Below are 20666 nucleotides of genomic sequence, written 5' to 3'. Positions count from 1 at the left end.
CAGTGGCTGTCAATTTCTTCCTTCAGTCATCAACAGCAAGCGCAACCTCAAAGCATGCAGCGATTCAGGGTGATCAGAGTCTTTGAAAAAATTCACTGAATAATTTCGCTCATCCTCCCCACGAAATCTCAGACACATCAGCCATGGCAATACCAGCCATTCCCCCCTTGGTCGGCATGTCTGCCAACCTTTATGAGTCTCGATAAACCATCGATCTCCATGCCAGCGAATAGCCAGCACACTGGTACCAATACTCTTTTTTAGCCGCAACAGATAATAATGAATGGCATAGGCATTCAGGCCTGCAAAAAACAATAGGGAGTAGATAAAATCAAGAGAGGTGAAAAACAGTGCCAGACTGGCAAGCAGATAACAGAAAACAGCCAGTATGAAGTGACGAACAGAAAGGCCTGCCCGCACTTCAATCAGAGTATCATTGGATGCTAACCGCATTCTTCAAACCACTCGCTAAACCACTACGGGCATATTGCAGAACTTTGTCCACCATACTTGCCAGCCCAGGGTCCTGAGGACGACCTTCTCCCATAAACCAGGCAAACAGGTCCGGATCTTCGCAATCAATTAATTTCAAGTAGACAGACTGATCTTCCACAGAGAGTTTTTTAAAAACCTGATTGGTGAAGGGCTCGAGCAAGACATCCAGCTCCAGCATACCGCGTCGACTGTGCCATTGCAGGCGTCTGAAATCATCAGCGCTCAACATTATCGCAATACTCCCTTGATTGAGTTCGATAAACAGGAACAGAAAGTCTTGTCACAGGACCAGAAGCCTGTCTAAAAGTAGACAGGACAAGCATCTTGTTTCCAGCGACGAGTATTATACGGTTTAGTTAGAGTCCTGAATACTCTATATTATGACGACTAACATTCACCCGCCCTTATCTGTATCCATTGCCAGCCAGCGGGGATACTGAAATCAGCATACTTTCGAAACATTGCAGAGAATGGATCATGACTAACGATCAAGAAGAAAGATTACAACAGTTTTTTACTGAACGGGGCGCTCGTTATGAAAACGGCAAACTGCTTGACTTTGGTGAGGCCTCTCCAGCAGCCGAACCGGAAAGCCCGATATTATCTGTTCTGGATCAAAAAGCACTTTTGCAGGTTTCTGGCCCGGATAGTCTGAAATTTCTCCAGGGACAACTCACTTGCAATCTTGATACGCTTGCGACTGACCAGTTTTGCGGGGGAGCGGCCTGCACCCCCAAAGGTAGAATGTTCACCAGCTTCAGACTGCTCATGGCCGGTGAAGATCAATTTATGATGGCTATGCATCAGGGGCTGGTTGAGAGCACCCGGACCGGCCTGGGAAAATACGCTGTTTTTTATAAAACCGAACTGACCCCTGACCAGAAGTATGTTTGTCTGGGGCTTTCCGGAAATGCTGTTGAAGAGAAAATTGCCAGTCTCTTTAATGATGTTCCCGATGGCAACAGCGCGCTCAATATTGATCAGCAGGGTTGGCTTCTGAATGTTTCCGGGAGCCTGAATCGTTTTGAACTATGGATTACCTTCGAGCATCTGGCAACACTCTGGGACAAACTCACTGAGCAGTTCTCACCCGCAGGGCATCAGCACTGGCAGCTGCTGGACTGTCTCGCAGTCGAGCCCTGCCTGTCACCGGAAACCGCAAATAATTACATTCCGCAGCATCTCAACCTGCCCTCACTGAAAAGTGTCAGCTTCAGAAAAGGCTGCTACACCGGCCAGGAAATAGTTGCCCGCATGCAAAATCTGGGGCAGCTCAAGAGTCGTTGTTATCGCCTCAGCTCAGACCAACAGCTGAGGCTGGAACCTGATACGCGCCTGTTCAATAGCACAGGCAAAGCTATAGGTGAAGTGATTGAAAGCGTTCAAACCGGACAGGGAACAGAACTGCTGGCGGTGATTCGAGTTGAATCCGCCCAGGAAAATGATATTCGACTGGATGGCGGTGAAGGACAAAAACTCAACTGTCAGCCACTGCCTTACGAAGTGGATCCCAAACAGGAACTGCAATCTTAAAAAGTGTCTAACTGCCAGTGAACTCTAAGTACTCAGCCATACGGAATCGAATATTTCTGGCTTATTGGGCAGGTGCTCTGCAAGGCGCAATGACGGGAACATAGCAAGCTATGTGACCAGAGTTGCAACGCAGTCAGAGTGCCTGAACAATGAGTCAGAAAATATGATTTCGTAGGGTTGAGTACTTAAACCAGGGTACCTGCACATTAACAGGAGGTACCTCTGGCTTCAGATGCTCAGAACACCATCAGCTGAATACTGAGCATTCATTCTCTTGAGCTATTCCCGACGAATAACCCTTCGATAAAATAAAACATTGTCGTTTGTCCTGAAACCTCCACAAGCCGGTAATCTGTGTTTAAAGTAGCGCTACCGGCTGCAATAAACAAACAATCCAAAGATGTAAATTTCATATCGTTTTGGAAAACGTTTTAGCTTTATTTATGAAATTTCCGGTCTAGGATGAGTAGCGCCCTTAAAATGAATTGTTACGGCACGGATGCTTTTGTTTTAACTTTTAAAAATCAGGCAGAGTGCAGTTATGAACATTTCCAGATCCGGGTCAGGGGTCGTGATATTGTCAGCAATCTATGCCCTCTCTTGTCATGCTTTGCCCACAGGTGGCTCAACGGACAGTTCCATCGTTAGAGAGGTTTCAAGTTGTTCTGAATTGACCCGCAGTGTCGACAGGGATGTGTGCAGTCGCCATTTACCTGCTTTTAAGGCGCTTATCAGAGAGAAGAACAATCAGGTATTTCCGTCAACATCTTCGCCAGGAACTTCTTCAGACGCTTCTTCAGGCATCCCCCCAACTTCTCCCCCAATGTCTGAGCCAATTCCTGAAACAATCAAGATAATAAAAATATCTGCGTCAACACAAAAACCGGGTCATGAGTTTTTTGAAACTTCGAATCCAACATTGTTTATTTTTGATGCAGAACGATCACCCGGTAAGGGACAAGCCGCCGTCTATGAATTACCACTGTCAGAATTCATAACTGGCGATGGCAAAAGAATCAACAGTTTTCATCTGCCGGATAACTCAGCTTTTGTGGGGAACAGTGCAGACATTCTGCCAGAATTTGTGATTGGGGGAGTTCTACAGAATCATTTTGTGATGTCGGCACCTCATCATGATTCTGTGTATTATCTGGCGAATATCAAAATTAATTCCAGAAACCCTCTGGATAAAAGCGTTTCAACAGCGACAGCTGCCACGGGACAGTCCGATACAATCCCGACCACACTGCGTTATTCACCGACAGGCATTATGGATCTCAGGGGCGCGGGTATTTTCGTTGCAGACAACATCAGAGTGGTAGTGGTTCCTGCAGATAACGAAATGGGGATCAAACCGATATATCTCGGTTGTGCCTGTTATGATGGCAGGGGAACAGAGGCAAATTTCATCTATCGATTTATGCACTCTGAATTTGATCTTCTGCAAGACGTACAGAGATTAACAGGCATTCAAAGCGCTGCATTGAATGTTGAATGTTTTGAGCAAACAGGGCAAGTACACTTGACCCTGAAAAACACTAAAACCGTCATAGCTGTACCCACTGAAACTGACACACCCAGATCCGGGTCACTACCTGGATCGCAACAAAGCCGTAGTGTGTTGTTCTCCATGAACTTATGGCCCAGAGAAAATATTCTGAGCTTTGTCGATGCTACCTGTAACAGTGTCGTTGATCAGCATGATAATGATCTATCCATTGACTCAGCTCATCCAGCAGATCCCTATCACTATATAGGTGGCGTTTTTGGCAGTAATAACTGTTCCAATATCAAAATGGTTAATGGACCCTTTGGATTAAAAAACAGAGAGCAGGCATGGGGTTGGATATCCGTAGACGACACTGATCAACACAGTTGTACGACTCTGTTTGAAAAGGTTTATCGAACAGGATTTGCCCCAGTGCGCACATGGGCCAGGGCGGGTTTTGATGTTAAGTGTGATTCTTCTGTGCCAACACCCGGTTCATCACCCGCATTCATTCCTGATGCAGGTGATACGGGCGCTATGTTTATGAATAATATTGAAACAGCAGAGTCACAAAGACTGGAAAGGTTAGCCACATGGGAAAAAGTAGGCTTAGGTGCTGGCTTCTCTATTTTGAATCAGGCTATAACTCAAACCTGGTTCCACCTTTCAAAACTTATCAAGCAGGCCTGGATAAGACATACCAGTCAGGTGTTAGCGGCGACATTGGGTTTGGGTCTTCCGGCTCTCCCGTTGTTACCGGAATGTATTATTGGATTGAGAAGAAAGTCAGGACATAACCCATCAGGGGATCCTGGTCTAATGAGACGTCCAGATCTATATCAACCAGGTAATTTATTAGCGACATCTTCCGTTACTCAAGGATCTTTTACTGAATTAGCTGTTTCCATAGCGCATGATGGGCGTTGGCCCACCCACGACCATACTTCCATCACTGGTGAAGAACAGGCGGATCACTTTATTACCCGTGATGGGATAACCTTTGCGGGCACGCATTTGATCCTCGACTTTTGGGGAGCTGAAAAGCTGGATCACCCCGCTCTGATGGAACAAGCACTGCGTGATGCGGTTGCAAAGGCAGGTGCTACCTTGTTGCATATCCATCTTCATCGCTTCGAGCCCAATGGCGGCATTTCTGGCGTTGCAATACTGGCTGAGTCGCATATCAGTGTGCACACCTGGCCAGAGAGGGACTTCGCGGCGTTCGATATCTTTGTCTGTGGTGATGCTCAGCCAGGATTAGCGATTCCGGTCTTAAAGGCCGCCTTCAATCCTGACTCGGTTAATATGGTTGAGCACTTGCGCGGTCAGGTACTCAGCGAAAGTGAGTAAAGCATTTATCATTAAGCGAATACACCTGTGGGAAGTTTTTCAAAGAACCTTTTATAATGTGCTGTGCCAATAATATCGCGTCAACAAAATGCACTTTGAAAGTAACGAACCGACTATAAATTCAATCGTCGGGAATTGCTGCATTTTCTTAATGCTCGATTTCTGACTGAAAATCCTCAAGAATCTGCTCAGCTACTTCAAAATCATAGACTCTGATGCTTTTCTGCAGTCTGTCCAGTTTCTGTTTGTCAACCTTACCGTTCAGTCCGCCAACCAGTTCAGACAGAGACTCTGATGCAGAAACATCGCCTTCCTGAAGTTGAGTGATCATGGAACTCATCAGAAAGGACAAGCGTTCAACCTCAACCATACCTTCGCCTATCACTTCTTCTTCCGGGCCGTTCTCGACCAGCTGCTTAAGACTCTCCATCACTTTGTTAAAGGCATGCTCAAAACTTTCAATCAACGCTTTTGAAGGCAATTCATCCCGGTTTCTCAAGGCTGCCTCCAAACGAGCCGCAGTAATATGTAACTGTTCTGCCCCAAGGCTGCCTCCAGCCCCCTTAATGCCATGAACAATAAAACGGGCACCCTGCCAATCCCGTTTATCCAGACAATTCAAGAGCTTTTGCAAGTCTTCTCTCTGATCCAGATAAAAGTTCACTAGCAACTGCCGGTATAAATCGACATTTCCTCTAACCCGGTTCAGACCATTGTGGAGATGAATGCCTTCCAGTTTCTCAAGATCTTCTGCAAACGCTTTTTGCTCTGATGCATCCTTTACAGCGAGGCTGGATGACTTTCCTCGTTCAGGTACCTGAAGCCAGCGACCTACCATTTCCTGCAACTCAGCAGGATTCAAAGGTTTGGAAATATGATCATTCATCCCCATCTGCAGGCAACGCTCACGGTCACCGGTCATAGCATGGGCCGTCATGGCAACAATCGGCAAATTTTTATCACCTGAATTTCGTCGTATGACTCTGGTTGCCTGATAACCATCCATCAGGGGCATCTGAATATCCATAAAGACCAGGTCAAAAGCTTTGGATTCAAGAATATCTACAGCCTCCTGACCATTATCTGCCAGGGTCACCTTCAGCCCCATACCTTCGAGCAGCTCACGGGCTACCTGCTGGTTAATCTCATTATCTTCCACCAGCAGAATATCACCATTGAACGTCTGCTTGCCGGCACTTCTGTCGATACCCTTGCGGCCGCCACCCGAGCTTTTATAATCAAGGGTGCGAAGAATGGTTTCTATCAACACAGAGCTGCTGGCAGGCTTGATCAGGAAAGCGTCTACCCTGCCAGAAGCCCTGATCATGACCTCTTCACGACCGTAAGCTGAAACCATGATCAATACGGGTGCAGAGTCGAGATTCATCGCTCTGATCTGCTCTGCCAGCTCAATGCCATCGGTATCTGGCATTCGCCAGTCCAACAGAGTCACAGTAACCGGATTATTCGAGTCAAGATTGTGCTCTCTCAGGATATTCAGAGCCGTTGAACTGTCACAGGCTTCCAGAGTTTCACAGCCAAAACTGTTGAGCTGACTAACCAGTATCTTCCGGGCCTCATCAGTGTCATCGACGACCAGCACTCGTGTGCCGACCAGCGCCTGATCATTAAGCCCAATCGGTACACCCAGACCCAGCTCAACATCAAATCTGAAGGTACTGCCCCGATCAATTTCGGACTCCACCTCAATATCACCATTCATCATATTGACCAGACTTCGACAGATGGCCAGACCGAGACCCGTACCCCCAAATTTACGGGTAGTGGAGCCATCAACCTGAGAGAAAGACTCAAACAGTCGGGCCTGATGTTCAGGACTGATACCGATACCGGTATCCTGTACTTCAAAACAGATTCTGGCAGTTTTTGAATTAAGCGACAGTAGTCTTACTGAAATTCTGACAGCCCCAACGTGGGTAAATTTCACAGCATTGTGAATCAGGTTAATCAATACCTGTCCAAGACGCAGAGGATCACCCCGGAGGTGGTCCGGAACATCCGGCGCAATATCGTAGCCAAGTTCAATACCCTTCTCTTCTGCCCTTACGTTGGTAATGTCATAAACATTGTCAAAAACATCCTCCAGATTAAAGTCAATGGTCTCCATATTGAGCTTTCCGGCTTCAATTCTGGAAAAATCAAGGATGTCATTAATAATGCCTAGCAGAGCATGGGCAGAGGACTGGATCTTGGTGACATAATCCTGCTGCTTGTCAGACATATCTGTTTGCAACACCAGGTGGCTCAGGCCAATAATGGCATTCATTGGCGTACGGATTTCATGGCTCATATTGGCCAGGAAGTTACTTTTCGCCTGGTTAGCCTGATCTGCGGCTTCTTTGGCTTTATGAAGCGTTTCTTCAGCGTGCTTGCGGTCGGTGATGTCACGCCCGGTAGCAGAGAGATAACCTTCGCCTTCGTACTCCATATAGTTCGCCGTCACTTCAACCGGGAAAACCCTGCCATCATGGGTTTTGCGCAGGGTCTCATAAGTCATTGCCTTGCGCATGGTCAGCTGATCCCAGAGCCGCTCCCAGGAAGTTTCCGTCACCGCAGGATTGATATCCATGATGCTGAGTTCCATCACCTGTGCGGTGGTATAGCCCAGGGCGCGGCAAGAAGACTCATTCACATATTTATGGCTGCCATCATGGCGGAACCAGTGAATGAAGTCAGCAGCCCGATCCAGCGTGAAACGGGCCATTGAGAGTTCACGCTCACGTTCTTTCTGCTCGGTAATATCCACCATGGTGCCCACTGCTCGCAATGGATGACCACGACTATCCCGGAAAACAACCTTACCTTTGTTCCTGACCGTAGCGTAACTGCCATCCTTGCGTCTGATCCGGTATTCATAGACGAAGGCTTTATCCGAGTGAGCAAACTGGTCGTTAAAGAAGTCTACGGTCGCAATCTTGTCATCTGAGTGGATCAGCCGACGCCAGCCCCCTGGGGTATTTATCAGCTCTCCGGCCTCATAGCCGAGCATACTTTGATATCGGGGACTGAAATAGATACGTTCATTAGCGACATCCCAGTCCCAGAGACCATCAGAAGCAGCATCCATTGCCAGCTGATAGCGCTCTTCACTGGACCTCAGGGCATCTTCGGAGAGCTGTCTTGAACGCGCAACAGCCACCAGTTCACTGGCCCTGCGCAGGAGATCCACTTCATCACTCAACAGTTCGTCTTCGGTCTGGCGATTGAGAAAAATGACCCCACCTATCTCTTCAGCGAATAGCCTCATGGCCACATGAATCCCTGCTACCACTCCGTCCTTACTGATGCTTCTCAAAGATTCGCTTTTGGCTAACTGTTCACTATCAACACTCAATTTCATTGTTGCTATACCATCTTCAGATGGCTGGCTTCCCTCACTGAGAGCACCCCGGAGCAACTCATTCAGGTCAGCCATTTTCAGAAATTTTCTGTCGGACCAGAAATGTTCAATGGCTGCATGTCCATCCGTTCTCGAATAAACCAGAGCTATGTCGTAACTCATAAAGACAGCCAATTTGCGAAGGAAGTACTGAACGGCCTCTTCAAGCGGTTTGTTAATGAACTTTCTGGAAATATCACTGAGCAGGCGGTCCAGATCTGAACGGGCTTTCAACTCTTCTTCGGCACGCTCCCTTTCACCGATTTCCAGAGTCAGCCTTCGGTTCCAGTATATAATGAGAATCAGCGTCACAAAAATCAGTAACAGCCCGATAAACAGTTCCTTGTTAGGCTGCCACCTCAGCTCAGTAATAGAGACCCAGCGACTGTTAATCTGCGACTTCTCTGCCTCAGTCAAACTGTCAACCGCTTTCTGTAGAATGGAACCCAGCATGGGCCAGTCATTGCGACTACCAAGAGCATATTCATATTCAAAACCTGCCTCACCCACCACGCGAAGATTGGTGACTTTGAGTCGATCAAGCTCAAAACTGGAAGCTGCAATGTCGGCAATCACCGCATCCAGAGCACCGCTGGAAACCCGACTGATACCACCACTGAGACTGGCCACCGGCTTGAAATTAATACCGGGATTTTTCGCTCTGAAATAATCAAGAGAAGCACTGCCAGGCACATAACCCACATCGTGTCCTCTCAGATCCCGAATATTTTCAATGGTTTTATCCGAGGTTCTGGCCAGAATCACGGAAGGCACCTTAAACAACGGGCTGGTGAAGTCCAGATAACGACTGCGCTCGTCTGTCTTCTGTGCCATGCCGAGCACATCGGTTTCGTGACGATAGGCACGACCCAGAGATTCGGTCCAGACCTTGGAGGGGTTAAGACGGAATGTTAAACCCAGACGATCTTCAAGAAGACGAATATAATCAACGGCTATGCCTTGATAATTCCCTTCTTCGTCCTGAAAAAGGAACGGAGGATGATCCGCCTGCACATCAATCTGGATAATACGATTCCTGTCCAGCCAGCGACGCTCCGCTTCGGTCAGGTTGACATTGGTAACGCCCTTGCCAAAATACCGGTTATCACTGTTAACAATCCAGCGCTCTTCAATCTTACGGTATTCTTCTGGCGAGATATCTCCCAGCCCAGTGTTGACCAGAGTAATCAGATCATCTGTTCTATCGGCAGCTACCCCGGCAGCAATCGCCTCATTCATATTGAAGTATTTGCCACTTTTGAGTTCACCGATCAGCCCCATAGCGCCCAAGGCAGACTCAACCACCACAGGCTCAGCCAGGAGCGCATCAATATCACCTTTAAACAGACTCTGGATCAGCTCAATGACATTATCACGGGTTACCACTATAACCCCCGGAAGCCACTTGTCGACAAATTCTTCATGACTGGAGTCTGTGACAACGCCCAGCCTTCTGCCTTCCAGATCAGGCCCAAGATCATTGAGAGTCTGGTTACTGCGATAGTAAATTCGTGAATTGATGCCATAGAATGGATTGGACATACGCATCCACTCACTGCGAGCCCGGGAGGGCGAAATGCTCCCGAGAACATCTACCTTGCCACTCTTCAGTGCCCGAATGATCTCTTTTTGTTCTCCCATTCTAAAGCGAAGAGGCGTAGAAGTTTTTTCTGACCACTTTCGCCAGATGTCTACATACATACCTGCCGGTTTACCCAGCGCATTCACAAAAGACAGCGGCGACGAGGCTGATTCCAGAGCAATAACCAGTTTGCCAGAAGTCTGGCTATCATTCCCAAGCCAGTTCTCGAATACCAGACTCTTACGGTCCTGCGGTATCATTTCCATACCGCTTTCAATGATAGAACCCAGGGCAGAACGTTTTTTATTAATCCCGGCCAGAAGTGAAACAGAAGTATTCAAAGGCGATGCATAAGGCGAGTATTCGGAGCTGACCCCCCGGCTTTCCAGATAATACCCCAATACATCTGCATTACCGGCAAACAGCGTCACCTTCCTGGCAGCAATGTCGTCAATCATTAAATGCTGATTGTCATACTCTTTCAGACGGACATCAGGAAACCGCTTAATGATCTTGTCTTTCAGATAGTCATTGTCCAGAATGGCCACCTGATGCTCTGAAAACAGCTCCTCAATGGGCTTTGGGGTAATGTCGTTGCGGATAAACAAAGCCCTGCGACTCTGGAAGATCTCGCGGGTCATCACACCTATTTCGGTGACTTCATCTGCCGACCCAAGCAGAGCAATGACATCAATTTCATTATTTTTAAGTAGATCGATCGCCTGTTGTCGAGCCATGGGATAGAACTTGACGGGCACGCCAACCTGTTCAGACCACTCCCGCCAGAGGTCGAGTATCAGACCGTCCGGTTCACCGGCATCATTGGTGAAAGCCCAGGGCAGAGAGTCTTGCGTATAAGCAATTTTAAGAGGCTTGAAATAACTGGAGTCCGACTTGAGCCTGCTGTCATCAGCCCAGGCTGAAAACGACAAAGTACAGAAAAAAAGCAGGCTAACGAAGTAAAAAATCAGGCCACGTTTTCTTTTTATAGTGAAAACAGACTCTTCACCGAAGGCTTCCAGACTAACCAACGGTTCAGGACTGTTTTCACGCTCAAGGCTTTTTAGAGCGTATGACATAAGAGCTCGTTCTGGGTCTATATAGGACTTGGCACGAACATTTTACCTGTAATCAACGGCTATGCCACTGAGAGAAGTACGCAATTTCACAGACAAGAACCTAGAATAAATAGAGGTATACCCATTCCGGATGAATCATGGACATTGAAAAACGATCCCAACAGAGTCTTGATGAGAGTAAAAACTGCATTCTTGAGGCCCAAAACCTGATGGACAAAATGGCCGCCCTGCGAGGAAAGCTAAACATCCAGGAGGGCGCAGGCAGACGCTACCTGCAAAGAATCAAGCCTGATGAAGCCAGCCTGAAAACCGCTGAAAAGGAAATTGCCAGCCAATACACCGGAAAAAGCAGCAACCCGGAAAGGAAGAAAAAGAAGCACAAGAACCTTATGAATGCCCTGCACAGACATGGCAGAGCCTGATCAGGAACACAGGCAGATTGTGATTACTGCCTGAAAGCATTGTTTTTTAACTTAAAGTCTTGGTACTCCTCCATTTGTGTTGACATAACCCACCAGAACATGAAGAGTTAGAACCTTCATAGATACAGGCTGATTTTCCTTTCGTGTTCACTATTTATCACTCTAACCAGCTTGACCTGCTTAAAGACCTGCTGATTGATCTGATACAGCGGGATCCTCTTCCCAACCCACTGGAAGACGAACAGATTCTTGTTCAGAGCCCCGGCATGGCCCAGTGGCTTCGGCAGGAGCTGGCTCAATCCATGGGCATCGCGGCATCTCTCAATTTTCCGTTGCCAGCCAGTTTTCTCTGGGACATGTTCGTCAAGGTGTTACCGGATGTCCCGGGACGTTCAGCCTTCAATAAGGAAGCCATGACCTGGAAGCTGATGTCATTGCTGCCCGACATGCTGGAAGAAGAGGCCTTCAAGCCTCTCAGGCACTATCTGGCCGATGATAGCGACACCGTGCGGTGTTACCAGCTGGCAGGCAAGGTAGCGGATATTTTTGACCAATATCTGGTCTATCGACCGGAATGGATCGCTGACTGGGAACAGGGAAAGGATAAGACAGCAAGAGATCAGCTCTGGCAGCCTATGCTCTGGCGAGCACTGGTCTCAAGAACGTCGGAAGCGGGCCAGTCACACTGGCATCGGGCCAATATGCATCAAAGTTTTTTGAGCGCATTGGAGAACGACTCTCATAAACACTTTCTTCACAAACAAGACCTGCCCCGCAGGTTATTTGTTTTCGGAATTTCCGCACTCCCCCCGCATTTTGTAGAAACCCTGAAAGCACTGGGTCAACAAACCAACGTCCATCTCATGGTCTGCAACCCCTGCCAATACTATTGGGGTGACGAGAAAGACCCTAAATACCTGGCCAAACTGGCAACCCGGCTCTTCAGTAAACAGGTCAGTCAATCGACGGCACATAAAGCTGAGGGCGCTTCACAACAGACTGACCTGTTCGAATCCCTAGTTGATGAGCAAAGCAACCCCCTGTTAGCCTCCATGGGCAAGCTGGGCAGAGATTACATGCATCAGCTGCATGACCTGGACGCAACCGAGATCATGGCCTTTGTTGATGGTCAGGAAGATTCACTGCTGCACCGGATTCAGAAAGATATCCTGGACCTGACCGACAGAACTCTTGAAGGTCCCGTCACTATAGCCCCTGATGATCAGTCTCTGGTTTTCCATAACTGCCACAGTGCGCTCAGGGAAGTGGAAGTTCTTCATGACCAGTTGTTAAGACTGTTTGAACGAAATCCTGATCTCACACCCAGAGATGTTGTTGTCATGCTGCCTGATGTAGATCAATACAGCCCCTGGATTCAGGCTGTTTTTGGTGGACTGCCGGATCATCACAACAATCCACGCTATATCCCCTTTGCTATTTCAGATCGAAGCGCCCGCCAGGAGTTTCCTCTGCTGAAAGGCTTACTGGAGCTGCTTGACCTGGACAATCAGCGCTGTGGTGCCCAGGAAATGCTGGAATTGCTGGAAATTCCAGCCATTCAGAGACGCTTCCAGATTGATGAAAAGGGCTTTGAACTCCTGCGCCGATGGATCGCTGAATCAGGCATTCGTTGGGGATTAAACCCTGAACACCAGAGTGGCTTTGGCGTCCCGCCAAGAGAAAGTAACTCCTGGCTCTTTGGCCTCAAGCGGATGCTGCTGGGTTATGCGCTGCCAGAAGATGCCGGACTTTTCTCGGGCATACTGTCACTGGATTCTTCACAGGGAATGAATGCGGTTCTGAGCGGAAAGTTGGCAGCTTTTGTTGAAGAAGCCTCTGAACTGATTCTGCAACTTAACGAATCTCGCTCCATTGAAAGCTGGACACTTTTTATCAATCAGATACTGGAAAACTTCTTTCAACCCGATGAAGAAGACGAATACGCACTGAAACTGGTCCGAAGCTCACTGGAACACCTGACAGAGCAAGTTCGGGATGCAGGTTATAGCGACAGGTTATCCCGGCCTGTCTTACTGGATTACCTGACAGAACGACTCACCAGCGAACGGAGCAGCCAGAAATTCCTTTCAGGCCGAGTCAATTTCTGCACCCTGATGCCCATGCGATCCATTCCTTTTAAAGTGGTGTGTCTGCTGGGTATGAATGACGGTGCTTATCCAAGAAGCATTGCTCCAGCCGGTTTTGACCTGATGACAGAAAGCCCCCGACGGGGTGATCGCTCTCGCCGTGAAGACGACCGTTACCTGTTTCTGGAAGCCTTGCTATCGGCCCGCCAGACTCTCTACATCAGTTATACGGGTCGAAGCATTAAAGACAACAGTGAACGTATACCCTCAGTACTGGTAACGGAACTGCAGGAATATTGCAGCCAGTTTTTCACCGATAGTGAAGCTTTTCAGAACCTGATCACAGAACACCGGCTACAACCCTTCAGTCAGGAGAACTTCACCCCGGACAGCGGTCTGTTCAGTTACGCCAAAGAGTGGTTACCGAATGCCAACAATCCTACTGAATCATCCGCTCCTTTTCTGGCTTCACCACTAAGCACTCGAGAAACGCCGGAAGCACTTGAAGTCCCGGAATTATTGAGATTCTTTCGTAATCCCAGCCAATATTTCTGTAACCGAAGATTAAAAGTTTTCTTCGAGCAGGAAGACACCCTGCTGGTGGAAACCGAACCTTTTGCCCTGGATGCACTGGACACCTATTGGCTCAAAACGTCCATGCTGGACACTCTTCTTGCAGATAACAGGCTGGACAGCCTCCGGGAAAAATTAAACGCCACTGGCACACTACCCCATGGTGCCTTTGGTGAGCTGCTTCTGGAAGACCAGCAGAATACCGTCTCACCACTCGTGGAAAAGCTGAAAGATGCCACCCTTGCCCCCCTGGATGATGTTGAGGTTAATCTGTCAGTAGCCGGTATCAAGGTCACTGGCTGGCTGAAACAGCATTACTCATTTGCAGGTCAGAATTCCGGATTGCTGCGCTACCGGGCTGCAGGGCTTAAGGCAAAAGACAAACTCTTCGCCTGGATTGAACATCTCTTGTATTGCGCTTCCCTGGAAAGTGAATCACATAGCGGTGGCCATACCCGGTTAATGGGACTGGATGATGAGATCCTGTTTACCCCCATTGCCCGACAACAGGCCAGAGCCTACCTTGGCGATCTGGTGTCTCTCTACCTGCAGGGGCAAACCCGACCTGTTCCCTTCTTCCCAACCACCTCACAGGCGTGGCTGGAAAAAGAAGACGACGAAGAAAAAGCACGCAAAGCGGCTGAAACGGCCTTTTATGGGGGTTTTAAGATTTATGGCGAAGTTGAGAATGTATACATCCACAGGACGTTTCCTGAACTGGAACCCATCTTTGACGAATTTACTAACCTGAGTCGTCTTATTCTTGAGCCCATGGCCCGGACGATAGAAGTGGTTTCAAAAGGAAGCCGCAAATGACTGATACCACTCAACAGCCTGCAGCGGAAAGCCAGCCCATGGCAGAAATAGCCAATCCACCACTACAGCTGGATGCCCGAACCTTCCCCCTGCATGGAAACCGCTTGATCGAAGCCAGTGCAGGAACAGGCAAAACCTACACAATTGCCAACCTTTTCCTCAGGCTGGTCCTTGGCCACGGACCTGAGCATAACCATAAAATATCAGCCCACTGTCAGCCTTTAACAGTGGACCAGATCCTGGTAGTCACCTTCACCGAGGCAGCCACTGAAGAGCTGAGAGACCGAATTCGTGCCCGGCTTCACCAGGCCAGAGAAGCGTTTGAAAAAGGTCTGAAGGATGATGACTTCATAGCAACATTGATGAACGACCTTGATCGTCACTCAGAAAGAGCAAAACTATTGCTGGCCGCAGAGCGTCAGATGGATGAGGCAGCGGTATTCACCATACACGGCTTCTGTCAGAGAATGCTGAAACAACATGCCTTTGAAAGTGGTACGCTGTTTACCAATGAGTTAATTACCGACGAATCCCACCTGCTGGAGCAGTCAGCCGCAGACTTCTGGCGCACCGAACTTTACCCACTGGACAAGCCTCTGGCACGACTGGCGCGATCTGTCTGGAAAACCCCCGGCGATCTGCTTAACGATCTGCGAGGGCTATTGGGTAAACCGGGGCTGCAAATCAAAACCGGTGCAATGCCTGATAACCTTGAACGTTTCAACCAAAAGTTTGTTGAACCCGCTGTGGCCATCAGAAATTTATGGCGTGACGATCGCAATGCCATAGAAGATCAGCTGCTGTCTTGTGGTCTCACTAAAAGAAGCAAACCTTTCACGCGAATAGCTAAAATGGCGGCTTTTGCCGATAGTGATGCCCTCTTCCCGGTTCTTGGTAAAAACGAGAGCTGGGAAATCTATGGCAGGGAGATTCTGGAAAAGGCCCTGTCCAAAAAAGGCCAGCTGCCCGGGCACAGGGTTTTTGGCCTCATCGAAGATCTGCTGGATCAGCCCTTCAGCATACAGGATGCCTTCAAAAGCATGATGCTGGCCAGAGCCCTGTCCAGCATTCAGCAGAGAAGCCTGTCGATCAAAAACCTGAAGCATCAGATGTCTTTTAACGACCTTCTGACCCGCCTCCATCTGGCACTGCACCAAGGTTACGGCGAACAGTTGGCAAACAGGCTGCGAATCCAGTTTCCGGTGGCCATGATTGATGAGTTTCAGGATACCGACCCACTGCAGTATGCTATTTTCAGCCTAATCTATCCCGGTGATTCCAGCCCCAACCGTGATGCCGGGCTGTTTATGATAGGCGACCCAAAACAGGCTATCTATGCTTTCAGGGGCGCCGATATTTTCACTTACATGCAGGCAAGAAAGCAGGTTTCGGCTCACTACTCACTGGATACCAACTGGCGTTCCAGCAGCAATATGGTGCAAAGTGTGAACCGGATTTTTGAGCAATGTCTCAAAACATCCGCTGACACAGGTCGCCCACCTTTTATCTACCAGGACATTCCCTTTTTATCCGTCAAACCTTCACCGAAAGCCGACCGTCAACGTCTGTTGGAAGCAAACTCTGAGGTTCCGGCTCTGACAATCTGGTGGCAGGATAATGAAGGCACTACGGTGGGCAAAACAGATTATGAGCAGACCATGACTCTGGCGACAGCCAGTGAAGTCAACCGATTGCTGAGCCAGGCTCAGGCTGCCATTCATTCAGACCAACAGCAAAAGTCTTTAAAAGCCGGAGATATTGCCATTCTGGTAAGAACTGGCCGACAAGGCCTGATGATCAGGGAAGCCCTGGCAAAACAGGGGATTCCCAGTGTTTATCTGAGCAGCAGTGACTCGGTGTTTACCTCAAATGAAGCGGTTGATGTGCTGAGAATTCTCACCGCCTGCCTCAATCCGGGCCACGACAGAACCTTGAGATCCGCCCTGGCAACGCCATTGTTGGATCTGACGGCTGAGGCCCTGGATGCACTGAATGAAAATGAGCTTGCCTGGGAAGAAGCCGTTGAAGAGTTTTCCAACTACCACCAGATCTGGATGAAGCAGGGTGTTTTGCCCATGCTCAGAGTCATGGTGCAAAAACGCAAACTGGCAGAAAAGCTGTTAGCAAAAGACCATGGCGAGCGACGTCTGACAGACCTGCTGCATGTGGGTGAGCTGCTGGCAGCAACCAGCCTTGAGCTGCAGAGCCCCCACGCTCTGCAGAGATGGCTGTCTGAACACATCAGCAAGCCGGACACCCATGCCGATGAGCAGCAGCTGCATCTTGAAAGCGAACGCAACCGGGTCCAGATTGTCACCATCCATAAATCCAAGGGGCTGGAATACCCTGTCGTGTTTTTGCCCCATATCTGCAGTTTCAGGGAAGCGGAAGAGCCGGTTTATCATGACAGCCAGCACACCACCTTAGACCTGTCTGGTGATGATCAGGCCCTGATTAAAGCCGATGAAGAAAGACTGGCTGAAGACATTCGATTGTTGTATGTAGCACTCACCCGTTCAGTTCATCGTTGCTACATGGGCATGGCTCCCGTCAAAAGTGGTTCGGGACGAAAAGGTGATCTGACCGATCTGCACAGAACCGCCATTGGCTGGTTGTTGAACGGCCCTGAAGAGCTTGATTATGCGACGCTGGAGCAACAACTGAAACATCTGGCCGAAAGCCACCCTGGCATTACTTTCCAGCCCGTTGAAGACCTTCAGCTACCTGATTACCAGAGCGAATCTGAAGAGACTCCTCATCTTGTCGCAGAAGAGTTCAGGGGTGACATCCAGAAGAACTGGTGGGTCACCAGCTACTCCGCATTGTCCAGAACCTCGCAGTCTCATAAAAAAGAGCAGAGTCACCACAAAGCTCAGGAGCCTGATGCCTCTCTGGAAACAGCCGGTCTGGATATCGAAGTAATCAATGAGGCAGAAGCAGCTTTTAGCAATGAGCAAGAGCCCGAAGCGGAAACATTGGATATTTTCACATTTCCAAAAGGCGCTCGACCCGGTACCTTTCTGCACGCCCTGTTCGAAAACCTCGAAGATCTGACAGCAGATACACTGAATGACCTGCCCCGGGATTTATCTGGCTATGTGCTCGAACAATTGCAAATGGAAGGCTTTGATGAGAAGTGGTGCCCTACCCTCGAAAATATGCTGGATCATTGCCTGAAAGCACCATTGAACGACAACGGACTCACTTTGGGTGATCTGCCCAAGCGTTGCAAAAAAGTCGAGATGGAGTTTTATCTGCCGGTGTGCAGGCTCAGAGCCAGGGAACTAAACGCCATCCTGCAGTCAGAAGACAGACTGTCAGCCGAGGCGGGATTACTGGACTTTGTAACCGTGAAAGGCATGTTAAAAGGCTTTATCGATCTGACCTTTGAACAAGATGGCCGCTGGTATGTTCTCGATTACAAGTCAAACTGGCTGGGTGACCAGCTCGTCGATTACACCCGGGAGAACATGCAGAAAGTCATGATTGAGCACCGATACGATCTTCAATACCAGCTCTATTCACTGGCATTGCACAGGCTACTGAGTAGCAGGCTGCCAGATTATGACTTTGAGCAACATTTCGGGGGGGGTTATTACCTGTTTCTCAGGGGTATACGAAAAGATGAGCCAGGCCAGCCGGGCATTTTCCACTGTCGCCCCAGTAAAATCCTGATTGAAAAACTGGATCGTCTTTTTTATGGAGACTCTGCCCTAAGTGAAGAAGGCTCCACCAAAACCGGAGTCTCTTCATGATCAATGCCATTAAGCATCTTTACCAACAAGGCAAGATTCGCCCCCTGGATTACCAGTTTGCCCGTTTTATTCATGAACTGGACGACACGCCCTGTGTTGTAATGGTGGCAGCCCTCATCAGTCATGAGCTGGGTCGAGGCAACCTCTGTCTGGAGTTCAGTCATTTATTCCATAAGCCATTGTTCGAATTGAGTCTGGCAAACAGCAATGCACTCAGGGCTTTAGCAGACATTGACAGTCAATCCGAAGACAAGCTGATCAGTCTTCTACTCTCAAGTCCGGTTATCAGCAAGGGTGAAACCAATTCGCCTCTGATTCTGGACGCTAAGCGACTCTATCTCTATCGATACTGGCAACATGAGTGTCTGGTTGCCCGACACCTGCTCAAAGAGGGAAAACAGTCAGAAGACTTTCAGGAAACCCGAGCCATTCTGGATCGGCTGTTTCAGCGAAACTATTCCGCTCTTCTTGAGAATCGTCCCGATACCAGCGATTCGAAAGCCCTCCAGGAATACCTCATAAAATGGCTCGATGTAGAATTTCCTGAGGCCATTGACTGGCAAGAATGTATCCAGACGCTGCTGTCTGCCAGAGAGACTGGAGACCTTAAGGTTTTCGATCAAACAATCCCGCAACACTATTGCCTGAACTGGCAGAAAGTTGCAGCGGCCATGGCAGCGACTCAACCCCTGGTCATCATCAGCGGTGGACCCGGTACAGGTAAAACAACAACGGTCACAAGACTGCTGGCCATGCTGGTTGAGAAAGGACTGAAGAGTGACAAAATACCGGACATCCGACTGGTGGCACCCACTGGTAAAGCCTCTGCCCGGCTCACTGAATCGATGGGGGGCGCCCTGCCCGCTCTTCACTGCAATGAAGAGGTGCGTAAGTTGATCCCAACTCAGGCAGGAACGATTCATCGGCTCTTGGGTGTTATCCCTAACCGCCCGGAATTTCGCCACAACGCCAACAACCCACTGCATCTGGATGTTCTGGTGGTGGATGAAGCCTCCATGGTTGATCTGACACTCATGCGTCAGCTGCTGGACGCACTGCCTGACCATGCCCGAGTTATTCTGCTGGGTGACAGAGATCAGCTGGCTTCTGTGGATGCTGGCAGTGTGCTGGGTGATATTTGTTCCGCTGCCGAAGGTGGTTACTCACAGGCCCAGGCTAATACACTGGAACAATTAACCGGCTTTGATCTGAAATCATGGACAAGACAACAAATGTCCACAGTAAAAGAGAACGATATGACAGCCTGTTTTTCAGAAAAAAGTCGGGCTATCAATGACCGCTTCTGTCAGCTTCAGAAAAGTTACCGATTTGATGACCGATCGGGCATAGGCACGCTGGCCAAAGCCGTCAATAAAGGCGACACCAGACTTATAAAGAAGATATTTCAGCAAACATTTGCTGATATTGCCCTGCACCCTGTAGACGATAGCAGCTACTCCCAACTGATGTCACTCTGTGCACAGGGCTATACCCTCTATCTTCAGGCCATTAATGATCAGCAAGATGAAAAAACAGTTCTCGCTGCCTTTAACCATTTTCGCTTGCTCTGTGCATTGCGGGAAGGACGCTGGGGTGTTGAAGGACTCAATGATGGCATTCGCTCAGCTCTGGCAAGGAGCAACCTGATTCCATCAGAAGGCTTATGGTATCCGGGCCGCCCGGTTCTGATTACCCGAAATGCCCATGACCTCGGCCTGTACAACGGTGATATTGGCATTGCTCTTCCTGATTGCAATGGCCGCCTGAAAGTGGTCTTTGAATTACCCGACGGTAGCCTCAAACATCTATTGCCCAGTCGCTTGCCAGAGCACCAGACGGTCTTTGCCATGACCATACACAAAAGCCAGGGGTCAGAATTCCCCCACACCGTCATGGCACTTCCAGAACAGATGACACCGGTTCTTACCCGGGAACTGGTTTATACCGGCATCACCCGGGCCAAGGCCAGACTGGATCTGTTTGCACTGCCGCAGATTCTGGTCAAAGCCATTCAACAGAAGACCCTGCGTTCATCAGGATTGAAAGACCGACTCATTAACCATTAAAGCCCCTGAAATTGCTGTT

General features: G+C 48.9%; 9 protein-coding genes. 6 read left to right on the top strand and 3 right to left on the bottom strand.

Annotated features, from left to right (window positions below; translation table 11 throughout):
* Nucleotides 1-9: 9 nt before the first annotated feature.
* On the bottom strand, nucleotides 10-453 hold the full coding sequence (locus tag ACOMHB_RS12195) for a hypothetical protein (protein ID WP_448216814.1): 444 nt from the start codon (nucleotides 451-453) through the stop codon (nucleotides 10-12).
* Nucleotides 434-724 (bottom strand): FAD assembly factor SdhE, encoded by a 291-nt coding sequence (locus ACOMHB_RS12190; protein ID WP_422133527.1) that lies wholly within the window; start codon nucleotides 722-724, stop codon nucleotides 434-436. The genes ACOMHB_RS12195 and ACOMHB_RS12190 overlap by 20 nt, the downstream gene beginning before the upstream one ends.
* A gap of 248 nt (nucleotides 725-972) precedes the next feature.
* Between ACOMHB_RS12190 and ygfZ the strand changes: the two genes are divergently transcribed.
* Nucleotides 973-2028: a CAF17-like 4Fe-4S cluster assembly/insertion protein YgfZ gene (ygfZ, locus tag ACOMHB_RS12185; RefSeq protein WP_448216813.1), complete on the top strand. Its 1056-nt coding sequence runs from the start codon at nucleotides 973-975 to the stop codon at nucleotides 2026-2028.
* A gap of 541 nt (nucleotides 2029-2569) precedes the next feature.
* Nucleotides 2570-4867, top strand: a complete 2298-nt coding sequence (gene speD, locus ACOMHB_RS12180; RefSeq protein ID WP_448216812.1) for an adenosylmethionine decarboxylase — start codon at nucleotides 2570-2572, stop codon at nucleotides 4865-4867.
* A 148-nt stretch (nucleotides 4868-5015) separates the two neighbouring features.
* Here the strand turns inward: speD and ACOMHB_RS12175 are convergent, their stop codons facing one another.
* Nucleotides 5016-10928: a transporter substrate-binding domain-containing protein gene (locus ACOMHB_RS12175; RefSeq protein ID WP_448216811.1), complete on the bottom strand. Its 5913-nt coding sequence runs from the start codon at nucleotides 10926-10928 to the stop codon at nucleotides 5016-5018.
* A gap of 137 nt (nucleotides 10929-11065) precedes the next feature.
* Between ACOMHB_RS12175 and ACOMHB_RS12170 the strand changes: the two genes are divergently transcribed.
* The 4 genes from ACOMHB_RS12170 (at nucleotide 11066) to recD (ending at nucleotide 20647) form a co-directional block, all read left to right on the top strand.
* Nucleotides 11066-11350 (top strand): hypothetical protein, encoded by a 285-nt coding sequence (locus tag ACOMHB_RS12170; protein ID WP_317141800.1) that lies wholly within the window; start codon nucleotides 11066-11068, stop codon nucleotides 11348-11350.
* 143 nt (nucleotides 11351-11493) lie between these two features.
* Nucleotides 11494-14826, top strand: a complete 3333-nt coding sequence (recC, locus tag ACOMHB_RS12165) for an exodeoxyribonuclease V subunit gamma (protein ID WP_448216810.1) — start codon at nucleotides 11494-11496, stop codon at nucleotides 14824-14826.
* Nucleotides 14823-18581 carry an exodeoxyribonuclease V subunit beta gene (gene recB / locus ACOMHB_RS12160; RefSeq protein ID WP_448216809.1) on the top strand — a complete coding sequence of 1253 codons (3759 nt, stop codon included), beginning with the start codon at nucleotides 14823-14825 and terminating at the stop codon, nucleotides 18579-18581. The genes recC and recB overlap by 4 nt, the downstream gene beginning before the upstream one ends.
* On the top strand, nucleotides 18578-20647 hold the full coding sequence (gene recD / locus ACOMHB_RS12155; RefSeq protein ID WP_448216808.1) for an exodeoxyribonuclease V subunit alpha: 2070 nt from the start codon (nucleotides 18578-18580) through the stop codon (nucleotides 20645-20647). The genes recB and recD overlap by 4 nt, the downstream gene beginning before the upstream one ends.
* Nucleotides 20648-20666 lie beyond the last annotated feature (19 nt).

The organism is Endozoicomonas sp. 2B-B, from assembly GCF_053470045.1.
Note: the sequence above shows the minus strand (reverse complement) of the source record. Positions and strands in the feature narration are given on the sequence as shown.